The sequence below is a fragment of the Clostridium sp. TJA038 genome, from assembly GCF_058310255.1.
Genome location: NZ_JBZEFA010000005.1, coordinates 116284 through 130962 on the forward strand (window position 1 = coordinate 116284; position 14679 = coordinate 130962).

The 14679-nt window shown below is 27.7% G+C and carries 12 protein-coding genes and 5 tRNA genes; all 17 read left to right on the forward strand.

Going from position 1 to position 14679, the window contains the following annotated elements:
• Position 1: 1 nt before the first annotated feature.
• Positions 2–3511, forward strand: coding sequence for a transcription-repair coupling factor (gene mfd / locus AC4FQV_RS09565; protein ID WP_491165395.1), 3510 nt, complete (start codon positions 2–4; stop codon positions 3509–3511).
• Between the two features lie 112 nt (positions 3512–3623).
• Positions 3624–4652, forward strand: a complete 1029-nt coding sequence (locus AC4FQV_RS09570; protein ID WP_491139974.1) for a peptidylprolyl isomerase — start codon at positions 3624–3626, stop codon at positions 4650–4652.
• A gap of 196 nt (positions 4653–4848) precedes the next feature.
• The gene (gene spoVT, locus AC4FQV_RS09575) at positions 4849–5397 is read left to right on the forward strand and encodes a stage V sporulation protein T (RefSeq protein WP_491139973.1); all 549 of its coding nucleotides are present in this window, start codon (positions 4849–4851) and stop codon (positions 5395–5397) included.
• A gap of 199 nt (positions 5398–5596) precedes the next feature.
• Positions 5597–7129 carry a putative polysaccharide biosynthesis protein gene (locus AC4FQV_RS09580; protein ID WP_491165396.1) on the forward strand — a complete coding sequence of 511 codons (1533 nt, stop codon included), beginning with the start codon at positions 5597–5599 and terminating at the stop codon, positions 7127–7129.
• A 25-nt stretch (positions 7130–7154) separates the two neighbouring features.
• On the forward strand, positions 7155–8606 hold the full coding sequence (gene yabN, locus AC4FQV_RS09585; protein ID WP_491165397.1) for a bifunctional methyltransferase/pyrophosphohydrolase YabN: 1452 nt from the start codon (positions 7155–7157) through the stop codon (positions 8604–8606).
• A 215-nt stretch (positions 8607–8821) separates the two neighbouring features.
• Positions 8822–9097: a non-specific DNA-binding protein Hbs gene (gene hbs / locus AC4FQV_RS09590; RefSeq protein WP_003450698.1), complete on the forward strand. Its 276-nt coding sequence runs from the start codon at positions 8822–8824 to the stop codon at positions 9095–9097.
• A 99-nt stretch (positions 9098–9196) separates the two neighbouring features.
• Positions 9197–9454 carry an RNA-binding S4 domain-containing protein gene (locus AC4FQV_RS09595; protein WP_491139970.1) on the forward strand — a complete coding sequence of 86 codons (258 nt, stop codon included), beginning with the start codon at positions 9197–9199 and terminating at the stop codon, positions 9452–9454.
• A 129-nt stretch (positions 9455–9583) separates the two neighbouring features.
• Complete coding sequence (gene yabP, locus AC4FQV_RS09600; RefSeq protein WP_491139969.1) at positions 9584–9880, forward strand: sporulation protein YabP; 297 nt, start codon at positions 9584–9586, stop codon at positions 9878–9880.
• 5 nt (positions 9881–9885) lie between these two features.
• Positions 9886–10260 carry a spore cortex biosynthesis protein YabQ gene (yabQ, locus tag AC4FQV_RS09605; RefSeq protein WP_491139968.1) on the forward strand — a complete coding sequence of 125 codons (375 nt, stop codon included), beginning with the start codon at positions 9886–9888 and terminating at the stop codon, positions 10258–10260.
• Positions 10261–10355: 95 nt separating this feature from the next.
• Positions 10356–10676, forward strand: a complete 321-nt coding sequence (locus AC4FQV_RS09610; RefSeq protein WP_491139967.1) for an FtsB family cell division protein — start codon at positions 10356–10358, stop codon at positions 10674–10676.
• A gap of 62 nt (positions 10677–10738) precedes the next feature.
• Positions 10739–11143, forward strand: coding sequence for a S1 domain-containing RNA-binding protein (locus tag AC4FQV_RS09615; protein WP_491139966.1), 405 nt, complete (start codon positions 10739–10741; stop codon positions 11141–11143).
• Between the two features lie 229 nt (positions 11144–11372).
• Positions 11373–11461, forward strand: a tRNA-Leu gene (locus tag AC4FQV_RS09620).
• Between the two features lie 7 nt (positions 11462–11468).
• Positions 11469–11544 (forward strand) — tRNA-Met (locus AC4FQV_RS09625).
• Between the two features lie 3 nt (positions 11545–11547).
• A tRNA-Met gene (locus AC4FQV_RS09630) sits at positions 11548–11624 on the forward strand.
• Positions 11625–11640: 16 nt separating this feature from the next.
• Positions 11641–11729 (forward strand) — tRNA-Leu (locus AC4FQV_RS09635).
• 12 nt (positions 11730–11741) lie between these two features.
• A tRNA-Leu gene (locus AC4FQV_RS09640) sits at positions 11742–11830 on the forward strand.
• A 302-nt stretch (positions 11831–12132) separates the two neighbouring features.
• Positions 12133–14523 (forward strand): stage II sporulation protein E, encoded by a 2391-nt coding sequence (gene spoIIE / locus AC4FQV_RS09645; protein WP_491165398.1) that lies wholly within the window; start codon positions 12133–12135, stop codon positions 14521–14523.
• The last annotated feature ends 156 nt before the right edge of the window (positions 14524–14679 follow it).

A 14679-nucleotide genomic window follows, 5' to 3' on the forward strand; every position in this document is an offset into this window, starting at 1 on the left:
ATTGAGGTTACAGGGGTTAATGACTCCCTTATTAAATAGTGAGGCTTTTAAAAAGACAAAATCTTTTATTGAAAATGAAAAATATCCAATAATTATAAAAGGTTTATCTGATTCTGGAAAATCCTATTTTATAAATGGTATATATGAAGAATCAGATAAGCCTATAGTTGTTGTTACTCACAATGATATTGAGGCTAGAAATATATATGAAGATTTATCTTTTTATTTACCTAATGTTTATTATTTACCTTCAAGAGAAATAGTTTTTTATAACATAGATGCAATTTCAGGAGATTTAAGATGGGCAAGATTAAAAGTTATAAAGGAGATGCTAAGAAGTACAAAAAAAATAATTGTTACATCAATAGAATCTTTTATAGCAACCTATACGCCTAAAGAACTTTATAAAAATCATGTTTTTAAAATTAAAGTTGGAGATGAAATAAATTTAAATGATATTGCAAGTAAACTTGTTGAAAGTGGATATGAAAGATTAGAAACTGTTGAAGGTAAGGGAGAATTTTCTTTAAGGGGAGGTATATTAGATGTATTTCCTCCTAATTCTTTAAATCCTTTTAGAATAGAACTTTTTGGAGATGAGGTTGAGTCTATAAGAACCTTTAATGTGGAATCTCAAAGAAGTATAGAAACAGTAAAGAGAGCAGAGATTTTTCCTGCTAAGGAGATTATATTAAATAAAGAAATAATAGAAAAAGCTGTAAAAAAAATGAGAAGTGAACTTTCAGAATTTGAAAGTAAGGTTTCAGATAAAGAAGTTAAAGAAAGGCTTAATAAAGTAATTAAAAGGAATATAGAATCTTTAGAAGAGAAATGGAATTTTGAAACTATAGATAGTTATCTTCCTTTCTTTTTTGATAAGCCAGCAACACTTTTTGATTATTTTAATAACTATACTTTTATAATAGATGACGCTAAAAGATGTAAGGGAAAATTAGAAAGTACTATTTTTGAGTTTAAAGAAAATTATGAATCTTTTTTAGAGAGAGGAAGCATATTACCCTCACAAATTAATTTGATTTTAGATGATAGTTTTGTTGAGGAATCTCTTAAGAGTAATAAGGTTATAAATTTAGTTCCTTTTGGAGAAGGCGGTTTTATAGATTCTTTAAATAGAGTTGAAATAAAACAAATTACTAAAAGTGGTTATCAAGGAAAACTTGATATGCTTATAGAAGATATAAAAGAAAATAAGGAAAATGGATTTAAAACATTAATACTTTCAGGAACAAGACCAAGAGGAGAAAGATTAGTAAATACTTTAAGAGAACTAGATATAGAAAGTGTTTATAAAGATGATGTTAATGATATAAATGATGGAGAAGTAGTAATAACCTTTGGAGAACAAAATAAAGGATTTGAATATCCTGATATAAAAATTTCTTTAATATCAGATAAAAGTGTTTTTGGTGAAAGTAAAAAAGCTAAAAAGACTAAGAGAAAAAAATCAAAGGGCGTATCTAAGATTAAAAGCTTTGCAGAGTTAAAGCCTGGAGATTATGTAGTTCATGTAAATAGTGGTATTGGAGTTTATAAGGGAATAAAACAAATAGAGGTTCAAGGACATAAAAGAGATTATTTAGATATTGAATATTCTAAAGGTGATAAGTTATATGTTCCTGTTGAACAATTAGATTTAGTTCAAAAATATATAGGTTCAGATAGTGCCTCTCCTAAGATAAGTAAGCTAGGTGGTAATGACTGGCAAAAAGCTAAAGCTAAGGTTAGAAAGTCTATAAACGATATAGCTGGTGATTTAGTTAAATTATATGCAGAAAGGTCAACGGTTAAGGGTTATAAATTTTCAAAGGATACTCAGTGGCAAAAGCAATTTGAAGATGAATTCCCATATGAAGAAACACCAGACCAATTATCAGCTATTGAAGATATAAAAAGTGATATGGAAGCAAATAAGGTAATGGACAGATTGCTTTGTGGTGATGTTGGATATGGGAAAACTGAAGTAGCTATTAGAGCGGCATTTAAAGCAGTAATGGAAGGAAAGCAAGTTGCATTCTTAGTTCCTACAACAATACTAGCTGAACAACATTATAAGAATATGAAAAAAAGATTTGCTGGTTTTCCTATAAGAATAGATATGATAAGTAGATTTAGGACAAAGAAACAGCAAACTGAAACTTTAAAAGCTTTAAAAGAGGGAAATGTTGACATATTAATAGGAACTCATAGGCTTGTATCTAAGGATATTCAATTTAAAGATTTAGGACTTTTAATTGTTGATGAAGAACAAAGATTTGGTGTTGCTCAAAAAGAAAAAATTAAAAGCTTTAAGAAAAATGTTGATGTTCTTACTTTAAGTGCAACTCCTATTCCTAGAACACTTCATATGTCTCTTACTGGTGTTAGAGATATTTCAGTAATAGAAACACCACCTGAGAATAGATATCCTATACAAACATATGTTGTAGAACAGAATGACCAACTTATTAGAGATGCAATTTTAAGAGAAATTAATAGAGACGGTCAAGTTTATTTTGTTCACAATAGAGTTGAAAGTATCCAAGAAGTAGCAAATTATATACAGGAACTTGTTCCAGAGTGTAAAGCAACTGTAATTCATGGACAAATGACAGAGAGACAGTTAGAAACTGAAATGATAGATTTCATGGAAAGAAAATATGATGTTTTAGTTTGTACATCAATAATCGAAACAGGAATTGATATTTCAAATGTAAACACAATGATAGTAAATGATGCTGATAAAATGGGGCTTTCTCAACTTTACCAATTAAGAGGAAGAGTCGGAAGAAGCAATAAGGTTGCTTATGCATATTTCTTATATCAAAGGGATAAGGTTTTAACTGAGGTAGCAGAGAAAAGGCTTAAGGCTCTAAAAGATTTCACAGAACTTGGCTCAGGTTTTAAGATTGCGATGAGAGACCTTGAAATAAGAGGAGCAGGAAATATGATGGGTTCAGCTCAGCATGGACATATGGCTGCTATTGGGTATGATTTATATTGTAGAATGTTAGAGGATACTATAAGAATTATAAAAGGTGAGATGGATAGAGAACCAGTTGAAACTACTGTTGACTTAAAAGTTGATGCCTTTATTCCTTCAAGTTATATAAAAGATGAAATTCAAAAGATTGAAGTTTATAAGAAAATTGCAGCTATAGAAAATGAAGAAGATTATGAGTATGTTAAAGAGGAATTAGAAGATAGATTCTCATCTATTCCACATACTGTATATAATCTTATGGATATAGCTTATATAAAAAGTAAAGCAAAACTTTTAAATATTGAGGAAATAAAAGAAAGAAATGAAGATGTAATATTTATCTTTGAAAGTAGAGAAAGAACTGATAAGAGAATATTTAAAATTCTTTTAGAGGATTATAAAGAAGATATATTAATTGAATTTTTAGATAAGCCAACACTTTTATATAGAGTTAAAGATAGAAAGAAAGAAGATGTTTTAAAAATATTTAAGGAAATGCTTGATAAAATAATAAATTTAAGAAATGAGTAATTAGTGAATTAATAATTTATAAATTGAAATATTATTGTAACATTGATATACTAAAATAGGATTTAATTAGAATATTATGTAAATTTTAATAGGAGAAAGGCGAGGTATTAGAATGATAAGTGTAAAGAAGATAGTAGGAGCTGCACTAGTTGGAGTTTTAATGTTTGGTGCTGTTGGGTGTAATATGGTAGAAAAAACTCAAGCCGCTATTGAGAAAACTGCTGTAGCTACAGTAGACGGAGAAAAAATAACTTTAGGAGAAGTTGATTCACATCTAAAGGGACTTTTTGATAGCTTAAAGGAGAAATATGGAGATAAGTACATGGAAGACCCAGAGGCTGCTCAACAAATATTACAACAAAGACAAGGAACTTTACAAGGAATAGTAAATGAAAAAGTATTAGTTATTGAAGCAGGAAAATTAGGCGTAACACCATCAGAGGATGAAATAAAAAAAGAAGTAGATAAGCAATTTGAAAGTATTAAAAAGCAGTTTGGAGATAATTTTAAAAAGGCTTTAGAAAATGAAGGCTTTACAGAAGAAACTTTTAGAGACTACTTAAAAAATCAAGTTATAGCTCAAGCTACTATAAATGCTGCTACTAAAGATGTAAAGGTAACAGATGAGGATGCTAAAAAATATTATGATGAAAATAAGCAACAGTTTGTAGCGAATGCAACAGGGGTTCTTACAAGACACTTATTATTTGAAAATGAAAAAGAAGCTCAACAAGCTTATGACGATATAAAATCTGGTAAAACAACATTTAACGATTTATTTGAAAAATATCAAAACAATAAAGCAGAAAAGAAAACCCCTATAGCAGAAAGTTTAGGAGTAGTTCCTGAAGAAAATTCAGGTTTAGATCCAGACTTTGTAGCAGGATTAAAAGATTTAAAAGAAGGTGAAATATCTAAGCCTATAAAAACTAGATTTGGATATCATATAATTGAAGCTGGTCCAACTTATGAAAAAGGTGCACAATTACCTTTTGATGCTGTTAAATCACAAATAGTACAAATGTTAAAACAACAAAAAGATTCAGAAAAGTTTAATCAAGATATGGACCAATGGAAAAAAGATTTAAATGTAAAAGTTTATGAAGATAAATTACAAGAAGGCTTAAAAATAAGCAAATAGTATTTATTAAGACTTATGGAAGTTATTCCATAAGTCTTTTTTTATTTAGAACTTTAATATATATTTTCTTAATTTGGCTATTAAATTTAAAGATGACATAAATAGAATGAATATGCATAAAATTTCAAATAAATTTAATACTATTAGTGTACATAAAAATTAGTAATTATTATGTTTTATAAGGAGGTACAAATAAATGAAAGCTACAGGAATAGTAAGACGTATTGATGATTTAGGTAGAGTTGTAATACCTAAGGAGATAAGAAGAACTTTAAGAATAAGAGAGGGAGACCCTTTAGAAATTTTTACAGATAGAGATGGAGGAGTAATATTAAAAAAATACTCACCAATAGGAGAATTAACTGATTTTTCTAAAGAGTATGCTGAAGCTTTACAACAATCAACAGGACATATAATTCTTATATCTGATAATGATGCGTTTATATCTGTAAGTGGAACTTCTAAGAAAGAATTTTTAGAAAGAAAAATAAGTGATGACTTAGAAGATATAATGAACAAAAGAAAGTCTGTAGTATTAAGTGCTAATAATAAAAATTTAATACCTATTCATAGTGATGATGAAGAAGGAAAATACACAGGTCAAGTAATAGCACCTATATTAGCAGAAGGGGATGCTATAGGAGCAGTAGTTATACTTTCTAAAGAAGGAAAACCTTTAGGTGAAGTTGAGCAAAAATTAGCAGAAACAGCTGCTAACTTTTTAGGAAAACAAATGGAACAGTAATTTAAGCTATTATAATTTAATAATTATATTTTAAATAGTAATAATACCTCTGAATTTTAAATAATATAAAATGAGACTTAATTAAAGTAAAGTAAATCCTTATTTTAATTAAGTATTACAAAGGTTGAATTTCTAATAAATATTATAAAAGACATAGTATTTAAATATAATTTATTTAATTTAAATTTGGAGGTATTTTATGAATAAACAATCCCTTATAAAAGGTAGTTTAATACTTGCTTTTGCTGGAATTTTAGCTAAGTTTCTTGGGTTGTTTTTTAGATGGCCCTTAATAATGTTAATAGGAGATGAAGGGTTAGGATATTATCAAATGACATATCCCTTATATATGCTCTTTGTTGCGATTGCAGCAGGAATACCTATTGCAGTATCTAAACTAGTATCAGAAAAAAATGCATTAGGAAAATATGAAGAAAGTTTTCAAGTAATAAAAGAAGCTTTAAAAGTTATGGTTTTGTTAGGAATAGGGACAAGCATTTTTTTAGCAGTAGGAGGAAAGTTTCTTTTACCATTTTTGAAATGGGATAATAAAGCATATTATTCAATATTAGGTATTTGTTTAGCACCAACTTTAATTGGAATAATAACTCCGATTAGAGGATTTTTTCAAGGTTTTCAAAATATGAATCCAACAGCTGTATCTCAAGTTATAGAACAAATAGGTAGAGTTGTTATAGGTGTTGGATTAGCATATTTTTTAATAGATAAAGGAATTGAGTATTCTGCTGGAGGAGCCTCCTTTGGTGCAGTAGCTGGAGCCTTTGTAGCTTCAATATATTTAATTCCTAAGTATAGAAAAATTAAAAAAAGTTTTAGGTTAGGAAAAATAAAGGGAAGTCATAAAATATTTATGGAAATAATAAATATAGCACTTCCTATATCCATAGGTGCAGCAGTAGGAAGTGTTATGGGAGTTATAGATTCTGTTTTGGTTCCACAAAAACTTTTACAAGCTGGTTTTACAGGGCAAGAAGCTACTGTTTTATATGCTCAACTAACAGGAAAGGCAACAGTATTTACTAACATTCCTATGACATTAGCAACAGCTTTAGCAGCATCAATAATACCTATAATTTCTGAATTGTATATTCTTAAAGATAAATTTCAAGTTAAAGAAAAAATAGATACTACAATGAAACTATGTATGATAGTTTCAATTCCTTGCTTTTTAGGGCTGTTTTTCATGGCAGAACCTATAATGAATCTTTTATTTCCAGGAAAAGCTGATGGATTTATGATATTAAAATATTTGTCAATAAGTATTCCATTTTTAGTTGGAACACAAATAACAACATCTATTCTACAAGGTATGGGTTATTACTATAGACCTGTTCTTCATCTGTTTATAGGATGTATATTAAAAATTGTTTTAACAATTACTTTAATACCTATAAAATCTTTAAATATTTATGGTGCTGTAATAGCAACAATAATATCTTATTCTCTAGTAGTATTATTAAATCTTTTATATATGAAAAAGAGGTTTAAATATAAGCCTAATATAAAAGATGTAATAATAAAGCCAATATTTGCATCAATTTTAATGATTGGAACTGTTTTATATTTATATTCGCAAGCTTTAAAATATAGTGAAAATAACAGTATATCTTGCTTAATAGCTATATTTGTGGGTATTATTATATATATGATATCATTGTTTGTACTTAAGATTTTTAGTATTGAAGAAATAAAGGGAAAGCTAAAAAATTAATATAAATTGCGAAGGAGAATATGGAATGCTTAAGATAATTGGGCTAGGACCAGGTGCCTATGAAGCTTTAACAATAGGTGCATTAAAAGAGTTAAAAAACAATAAGAATATATTTTTTAGAACAGAAAAACATCCTACAGTTGATTTTTTAAAAGATGAAGGAATCAAGTTTAAATCATATGATTATGCTTATGAAAAATATGATAATTTTGATGAAGTTTATAAATATATTGCAGAGGATTTAATAACTAAAGTTAATAATGAGGAAGATTTAATCTATGCTGTACCAGGACATCCTCTAGTAGCTGAAAAGTCAGTAGTTAATTTAATTGAATTATGTAAAGAAAAAGATATTAACTATGAAGTTTTACCAGCAGTTAGCTTTGTGGATGCTATGATGGAAGCACTTCAAGTAGATCCTATAGAAGGGGTTAAAATAATTGATGCCTTTGATATGAAAAATCAAATTTTAGATAAGCGTGTTGGGACTATAATAACTCAAGTGTATAATAATTTCATAGCTTCTGAAGTTAAGTTAAGGCTTTTAGAAGCATATGAAGATGATACTGAAATAATATTTGTAAGAGCAGCTGGAGTTGAAGGTTTAGAGAGTATAAGAAAAATACCTTTATATGAGCTAGATTGGCAGGAAGATATAGATTATTTAACATCAATCTATATTCCTAAAGATTTAAATAATAAAAAAGATTTTCAAGATTTACTAGATATAATAGAATTTTTAAGAAGTCCTGAAGGATGTCCTTGGGATAGAGAACAAACTCATGAAAGTTTAAAGAGTGCTCTTTTAGAAGAATGTTATGAAGTTATAGAGGCTATTGAAAATGAGGATGAAGAGGCGTTAATTGAAGAACTTGGAGATGTCTTACTTCAAGTTGTATTCCATTCTTCTATAGGAAAAGAAGATGGATACTTTGATATTATGGATGTAATAGGTGCAGTATCAAATAAAATGATAAACAGACATCCTCATGTTTTTGGAAATAAGAATGTTGATAATTCAGAAGAAGTCTTATCAAATTGGGATGAAATAAAAAAAGAGGAAAAAGGAATTAAAACTTTAACTGAAGAAATGGAAGGTATTGCGAAATCACTTCCAGCTACTACTAGAGCATATAAGGTTCAAAAAAAGGCTAAAAAGGTAGGCTTTGATTGGGATAATATAAATTGTGCTATGGATAAAGTTAAAGAAGAATTAGAAGAAATAAAAGAGGTTTATAATTGTGAAGATAAGTCAATAATAGAAGGTGAAGTAGGCGATTTACTTTTTGCATGTATAAATGTAGCAAGGTTCTTAGAAGTGGATGGAGAATTAGCTTTAGATAAAACAATTAAAAAGTTTATAAAGAGATTTTCATACATTGAAAATCAATCAATAAAGAACAATAAAAATTTAAAAGATATGTCTTTAGAAGAGATGGATAAACTATGGGAAGAAGCTAAAATAAGTGAAAAATAAGCGTTTTTACTAATTTATGGCTTGCTAAAATATAAAAAGCAATAAATTTTAAAAAAAATGCAAAAATATCAGTATTTTTAGGGCAAAAATTGAAAGTATTGACTATACAAAGAAAGAAATATATATTATGATAATATAAGTTGATGCTAGTTCATTGGATAATTAGCAAACAATTATTGCAGTAAAGTAACTGGAATTTTAAGGAGGATGTAAAAGTGAATAAAGCAGAATTAATAACAAGCATGGCTGAAAAAAGCAACTTAACTAAAAAAGATGCTGAATTAGCTTTAAAAGCATTCATAGAAAGCGTTAGCGAAACTTTAGAAAACGGAGATAAAGTTCAATTAGTTGGATTTGGAACTTTCGAAACTAGAGTAAGAGCTGAAAGAGAAGGAAGAAACCCAAGAACTAAAGAAGTTATAAAAATACCTGCTTCAATAGCTCCTGTATTTAAGCCAGGTAAAGAATTAAAAGAAAGAGTTAACGCTTAATTTTAGATATTTTAAGTTTTGTTAATTTAACTTAAAAAAGCCCGAGTTATTTTACTCGGGCTTTTTTATTAATATTTTTATTTAAAAGGAGATTTTTATATGAGATTAGATAAGTATTTAAAGGTATCTAGAATAATAAAAAGAAGAACTGTAGCTAAAGAAGCTTGTGAAAGTGGAAGAGTTATAATAAATGGAAAAATCGCTAAGCCTTCTAATGATATAAAAGAAGGAGATATAATAGAAATATTATTTGGAAATAGAACTCTAAAGGCTAGAGTTATAAATATAGCAGAACATGTTAGAAAAGAAAATGCTAAAGAAATGTATGAAATATTAGAAGGCGAAGAAGACAAGTAAATAGTATGATTAGCTTTAAAGTAGTATTTAAAAATGACTAATATAATTTGAAATTATATTAGTCATTTTTTTATTTCAATATGAATAATCATAGGGTGAGGAAAATATTTTATTTAGGAGGATTCCTTAATGAATGAAAGAGATAAGGAACATAAAATAAAAAAAGGTACAAGTAGTCTTTCCTTAGATAATAGGAAGGTTTTATCTATTACAGGAGTAAATGAAGTTATAAACTTTGATGATGAAAAAATAAGTCTTAAAACAGATTTAGGTCCTTTAATAATAAAAGGAAGTGAATTAAAAATGAATAAACTAGATGTTCAAAATGGGGAGGTTGTAATAGGCGGATTTATAAGTAATATTGATTATTTAAATAAAAAGGTTAAAAAAAGAAGAAAATTATTTTCTAAGATTTTAAATAGGTGATAAAAATGCTATTAGATATAGATATTCAGTTTAAAATAATCATACTTTCAATATTATCAGGAGTTATTATTGGATTTTTATTTGATATTTATAGAGAGTTTAGAGGAGTTTGTAAGAATAAAATTGTATTAATTTTTGAGGATATACTTTTCTGGATTTGGTGTAGTTTAGTTATTTTCTTGTTTTTATTAAGGTATAATTATGCACTTATGGGGATTTATTTTTATGTATTTATGGGAATAAGTTTTATTATTTACTTAAAAACATTATCAAAATATTTTAGAAGAATACAACATAAATTTATTGCTATACTATTAAAGAATATAAGAATAATACTTAAAAATATGAGATATGCATTTAAAAATACCTTTACTAATTAAAAAGTTAATTCATAAGGTAAAAATTGCTTGAATTAAGCTATAATAGTGTTTACAATAGACTTATATCTTACCGTTTTAAGTATGGGGGTATAAGAGTGAAAAAAAGAATTAATTTAAAAAATATGGTAATACTTATATTAATTGCTATATTAGTAATTTCTGTAATTAGGCAGGAAGTTACAATGAATAAAATAAATAAGAACATAGAAGCGAAGCAAACTCAACTTAAAGAGCTTCAAGATAAGAATAAAAAATTACAAGATGAGGTAAACCAATCTTCAAGTGAAGAATACATAGAAAGAATGGCAAGAGAAAGATTGGGAATGATTAAAGAAGGAGAGAAAGTTATTACTAACTCTAATTCACCTCAAGATAAACAAAATAATGCTGAAGAAAACAATAATAAAAATAAATAAGGTTATTAATTAAAAATAACATATATTTTATTTATAAAAATTTAAGGAGGAAACTTTTAAACATGACCTTAATGGCAGGAAACATATTAGATGGTAGAATAATTAACATCACAAACTTTGGTGCGTTTGTTGAAGTGGAAGGAAAAACAGGTTTAGTTCATATATCTGAAGTAGCAGATACTTATGTTAAAGATATAAGAGAGCATCTTAAAGAAGATGACAAAGTAAAGGTAAAAGTAATTTCAGTTGATGATAAAGGAAAAATAAGTTTATCAATAAAGCAAGCTATGCCACCAAAGAAGAAATCTGTTAAACCTGCAGATTTTGATTGGAATAATGAGAAAAAAGCTAAGCCAAAACAAAATTTTGAAGATATAATGTCAAAATTTTTAAAGGATAGTGAAGAAAGACTTCAAGATGTAAAGAAACATCAAGATGTAAAACAAAGAAAAAGAAAGTCAATATAATAATTGATTGGAGCCTCTTGGATATTTTCCAAGGGGTTTTAAATTTAAAATATACTATTTAGCTTAGTTTTTCTATAAATTTTTGCAATTTATTTTTATGTGAGAACTTAGATTTTATAAGGGTTTATTAATATATTTAATAAATTTTATAAAAAAAATAAAAAAATATGTTGACAGTATGCTAAGGCTTATGTATAATAAATCTTGTCGTTGGGAAACACCATGACATGCCGAAGTGGCGGAACTGGCAGACGCACAGGACTTAAAATCCTGCGATGCTAACACATCGTACCGGTTCGATTCCGGTCTTCGGCACCAATAATATCGCGGGGTGGAGCAGCTGGTAGCTCGTCGGGCTCATAACCCGAAGGTCGTAGGTTCAAGTCCTGCCCCCGCAACCACATGGCGGGATAGCTCAGCTGGCTAGAGCATTCGGTTCATACCCGAAGGGTCGCAAGTTCGAATCTTGTTCCCGCTACCATTTAAATTTAATACATGCCGAAGTGGCGGAACTGGCAGACGCACAGGACTTAAAATCCTGCGATGCTAACACATCGTACCGGTTCGATTCCGGTCTTCGGCACCAANTTTAATACATGCCGAAGTGGCGGAACTGGCAGACGCACAGGACTTAAAATCCTGCGATGCTAACACATCGTACCGGTTCGATTCCGGTCTTCGGCACCAAAAACTCATCTTTTAAAGATGAGTTTTTATTTTTATATAAATATTTATTTATATAAAATCATATCTTATTCAACAAAAAAATTATATATAAAAACGATAATATTCTAAAAAATGCTATTAGTATAAAATTATTTCCAATAAACTGGTAATTAAATTATAAAATTATAATAAAAGTAATATAAGCAAATAAAAAAATGTTTTTTGATGTCTTAAAAAAATAAAAAATCCCTCTATTAATTTACAAAATTTTCCTTATAATCTTGCTATAATGTTGATAAAGATAGAAGGTTAGGAGGATAACTATGCAATGTGGAGTTAAGATTGATAATTACAAAAGAATAAAAGATTCTAATGAAATAAAAAATAAGATGAAAATAGAAGTCTCTACTATAGGGCTTATTATAGCTATGGTGGCAGGAGTTTTAATAAGTAGGGTTTATTTAGATATGACTTTTGGAGTAGCTCAAGTATTAGCTCCCTTTGGATTAGCATATTTAATTGCCATAACAAACTATGATAAAAAATATATTTTGGCTTCAAGTATAGGTGTTGTAATAGGTTACGTTACCTTATTTAATAAAGTTATTAATTTTCCAGCTTACATAATAATATCTACTGTAATTACAATAATTTCTATGAGCAAGGTAAATAAAAAAATTAGAAATATATTGAGCTTTACAATGGTATTTTTAGGTTTGCTTATTTATGGGGTTTTATTTAAAGAGGGAGATATTGTTTTAAGTTTAATAAGTGCAATATCTGTTACTGCTTTAGTGTTTCCAATATATTATGTGGTTAGTTATACCTTAAAATGTATAGAAGAAATTAATACACAACACTTTTTTTCAATAGATGAAATTGTAAGTATAGAACTATTCTTGTGCTTATTAATTGTTGGTATAGGAAGTATATCCATAAGTGATATTAGTATAAGAAATATAGTAGCTATATTATTTATAGTAGCTTTAGCATTTATATCAGATACAAATATGGGAGCTGGTGCAGGAATAACTATGGGGATAATATTAGGGTTTGCAACTGGGAATTTATTAGAGAATATAGCTATTTATGGTGCTTGTGGCTTAGTTGCAGGTATTTTTAGAGAATCAGGTAAGCTTTTTACAGCATTATCATTTAACATAATTTTTATAATAGTAACCCTTTACGCAGGTGTATTTAGTGATTTTTTATTTATTGAAAGTTTAGTTGGAACATTTATATTTTTATTAATTCCAAAAAGAATATATCAGAAGATTTCTTTAGAAATAAATAAAGATAAAAAGGTTGGGCATTTTAGTGAAGTTAGATTTTCAGAAATAAAAGATGAATTAACAGAGAGATTAAAAGACTTTACAGATGTTTTATCCTTAATGGGAAAATCCTTAAATAATCTAGTGGTAAATGATAAGTTAGCTATAAAAAGCAAAGGAAATGCTTTAGTAGAAAATTTATCAGATAGAACTTGTAGTGATTGTGATATGAGATATATGTGTTGGAAGAGGGAACTTCATCAAACCTATAATGCTTTTTCAGATTTAATAAGAAATTATGAAAATAATTCAAGAGAATTTCCTCATGAGTTAGAAAAGAAGTGTATTAAAAAATATGCTTTAGTAAAAAATTTAGAGGATACAATGAATATTTATATGGTAAATGAAACTTTAAAGAGTAGATTAGGAGAAGGAAGAAAAATTTTATCAAATCACATAAATAATATGTCAATTACAATAAATGAAATAGTAGATGAGTTTGGCAATGAACTTCATTTATGTACTGATATAGAAAAAAGCATAAAAAAATCTCTTTTAAAATATGGTGTAAACTTTGGAAATTTAATATGCTATAACGATAAAAATGGAAGAATAAAAATAAAAATGCAATTAGAAAATTGTATGGGTTCTCAAAGTTGTGTAAAAACTGTTTTACCAATAATTAATGAAACCTTAGGTAAAACTATGAGCATATTAAGTGAAGGTTGTAATATAAATAGTAAAAATAATATGTGTGAAGTAATAATAGAAGAGGCACCAAAATATCATGTTAACTCTCATGTTGCTGTAGCTACAAAAGAGGGAGAAAAATTTACAGGGGATTCTTATTCTTATGGAAGAACAAGAGATGGTAATTATATAACAGTAATATCAGATGGAATGGGTTCAGGACCCGAAGCAGGACTTGAAAGTAAGATTTCTGTTGAGATAATAGAAAAGTTTATGGAAGTTGGCTTTGATGAAAAAATAGCAATTGATGCTGTTAATTCTATAATGAGTATAAAATTTAGTGAGGATGAAAAGTTCTCAACCCTAGATATGAATAAAATAGATTTGTATACAGGCATAGCTAAGTTTATGAAAGTTGGAGCTATAGAGAGTTTTATAAAAAGAGGAAGCAAAGTTGAAGTTATAAATTCTAATACTCTTCCTTTTGGAGTTTTAGAGGAACCTGATGTAGATACAGTAGAAAAACAAGTAGGAAATGGAGATATAATAGTTAGTATAAGTGATGGTGTTTTAGACATTAAAGGTGATGGTAGTTTTGATACTACTTGGTTAATTGAATTTTTAAAGAATACTAAATATAGACAACCTAAAGAACTTTCAATAGCAATTTTAGAAAAGGCAAAGGAATTAAGTGGAGGAAAGGCTAAGGATGACATGACAGTTGTTATATCTAAAATTTTTGCTTTAAATTAGAGTTTAGAGTGTATAAGAATTAAAATTTATTAAATCACTTAGTTTATTTTAAATAACAAATTCTTATACACTTTCCTTTATTTTGACAATTAAATTTAATTATACGAACTTTTTAAGAACATAAGAGTTTTTTTATGTGTTATAATATTAGGGCAA

Excerpts from the sequence above, each read along its gene's own strand:
- spoVT (WP_491139973.1), top strand. The coding sequence starts at position 4,849 with ATGAAAGCTACAGGAATAGTAAGACGTATTGATGATTTAGGTAGAGTT.
- yabN (WP_491165397.1), top strand. The coding sequence starts at position 7,155 with ATGCTTAAGATAATTGGGCTAGGACCAGGTGCCTATGAAGCTTTAACA.
- yabP (WP_491139969.1), top strand. The coding sequence starts at position 9,584 with ATGAATGAAAGAGATAAGGAACATAAAATAAAAAAAGGTACAAGTAGT.
- AC4FQV_RS09580 (WP_491165396.1), top strand. The coding sequence starts at position 5,597 with ATGAATAAACAATCCCTTATAAAAGGTAGTTTAATACTTGCTTTTGCT.
- AC4FQV_RS09615 (WP_491139966.1), top strand. The coding sequence starts at position 10,739 with ATGACCTTAATGGCAGGAAACATATTAGATGGTAGAATAATTAACATC.
- AC4FQV_RS09570 (WP_491139974.1), top strand. The coding sequence starts at position 3,624 with ATGATAAGTGTAAAGAAGATAGTAGGAGCTGCACTAGTTGGAGTTTTA.
- AC4FQV_RS09595 (WP_491139970.1), top strand. The coding sequence starts at position 9,197 with ATGAGATTAGATAAGTATTTAAAGGTATCTAGAATAATAAAAAGAAGA.
- spoIIE (WP_491165398.1), top strand. The coding sequence starts at position 12,133 with ATGCAATGTGGAGTTAAGATTGATAATTACAAAAGAATAAAAGATTCT.
- yabQ (WP_491139968.1), top strand. The coding sequence starts at position 9,886 with ATGCTATTAGATATAGATATTCAGTTTAAAATAATCATACTTTCAATA.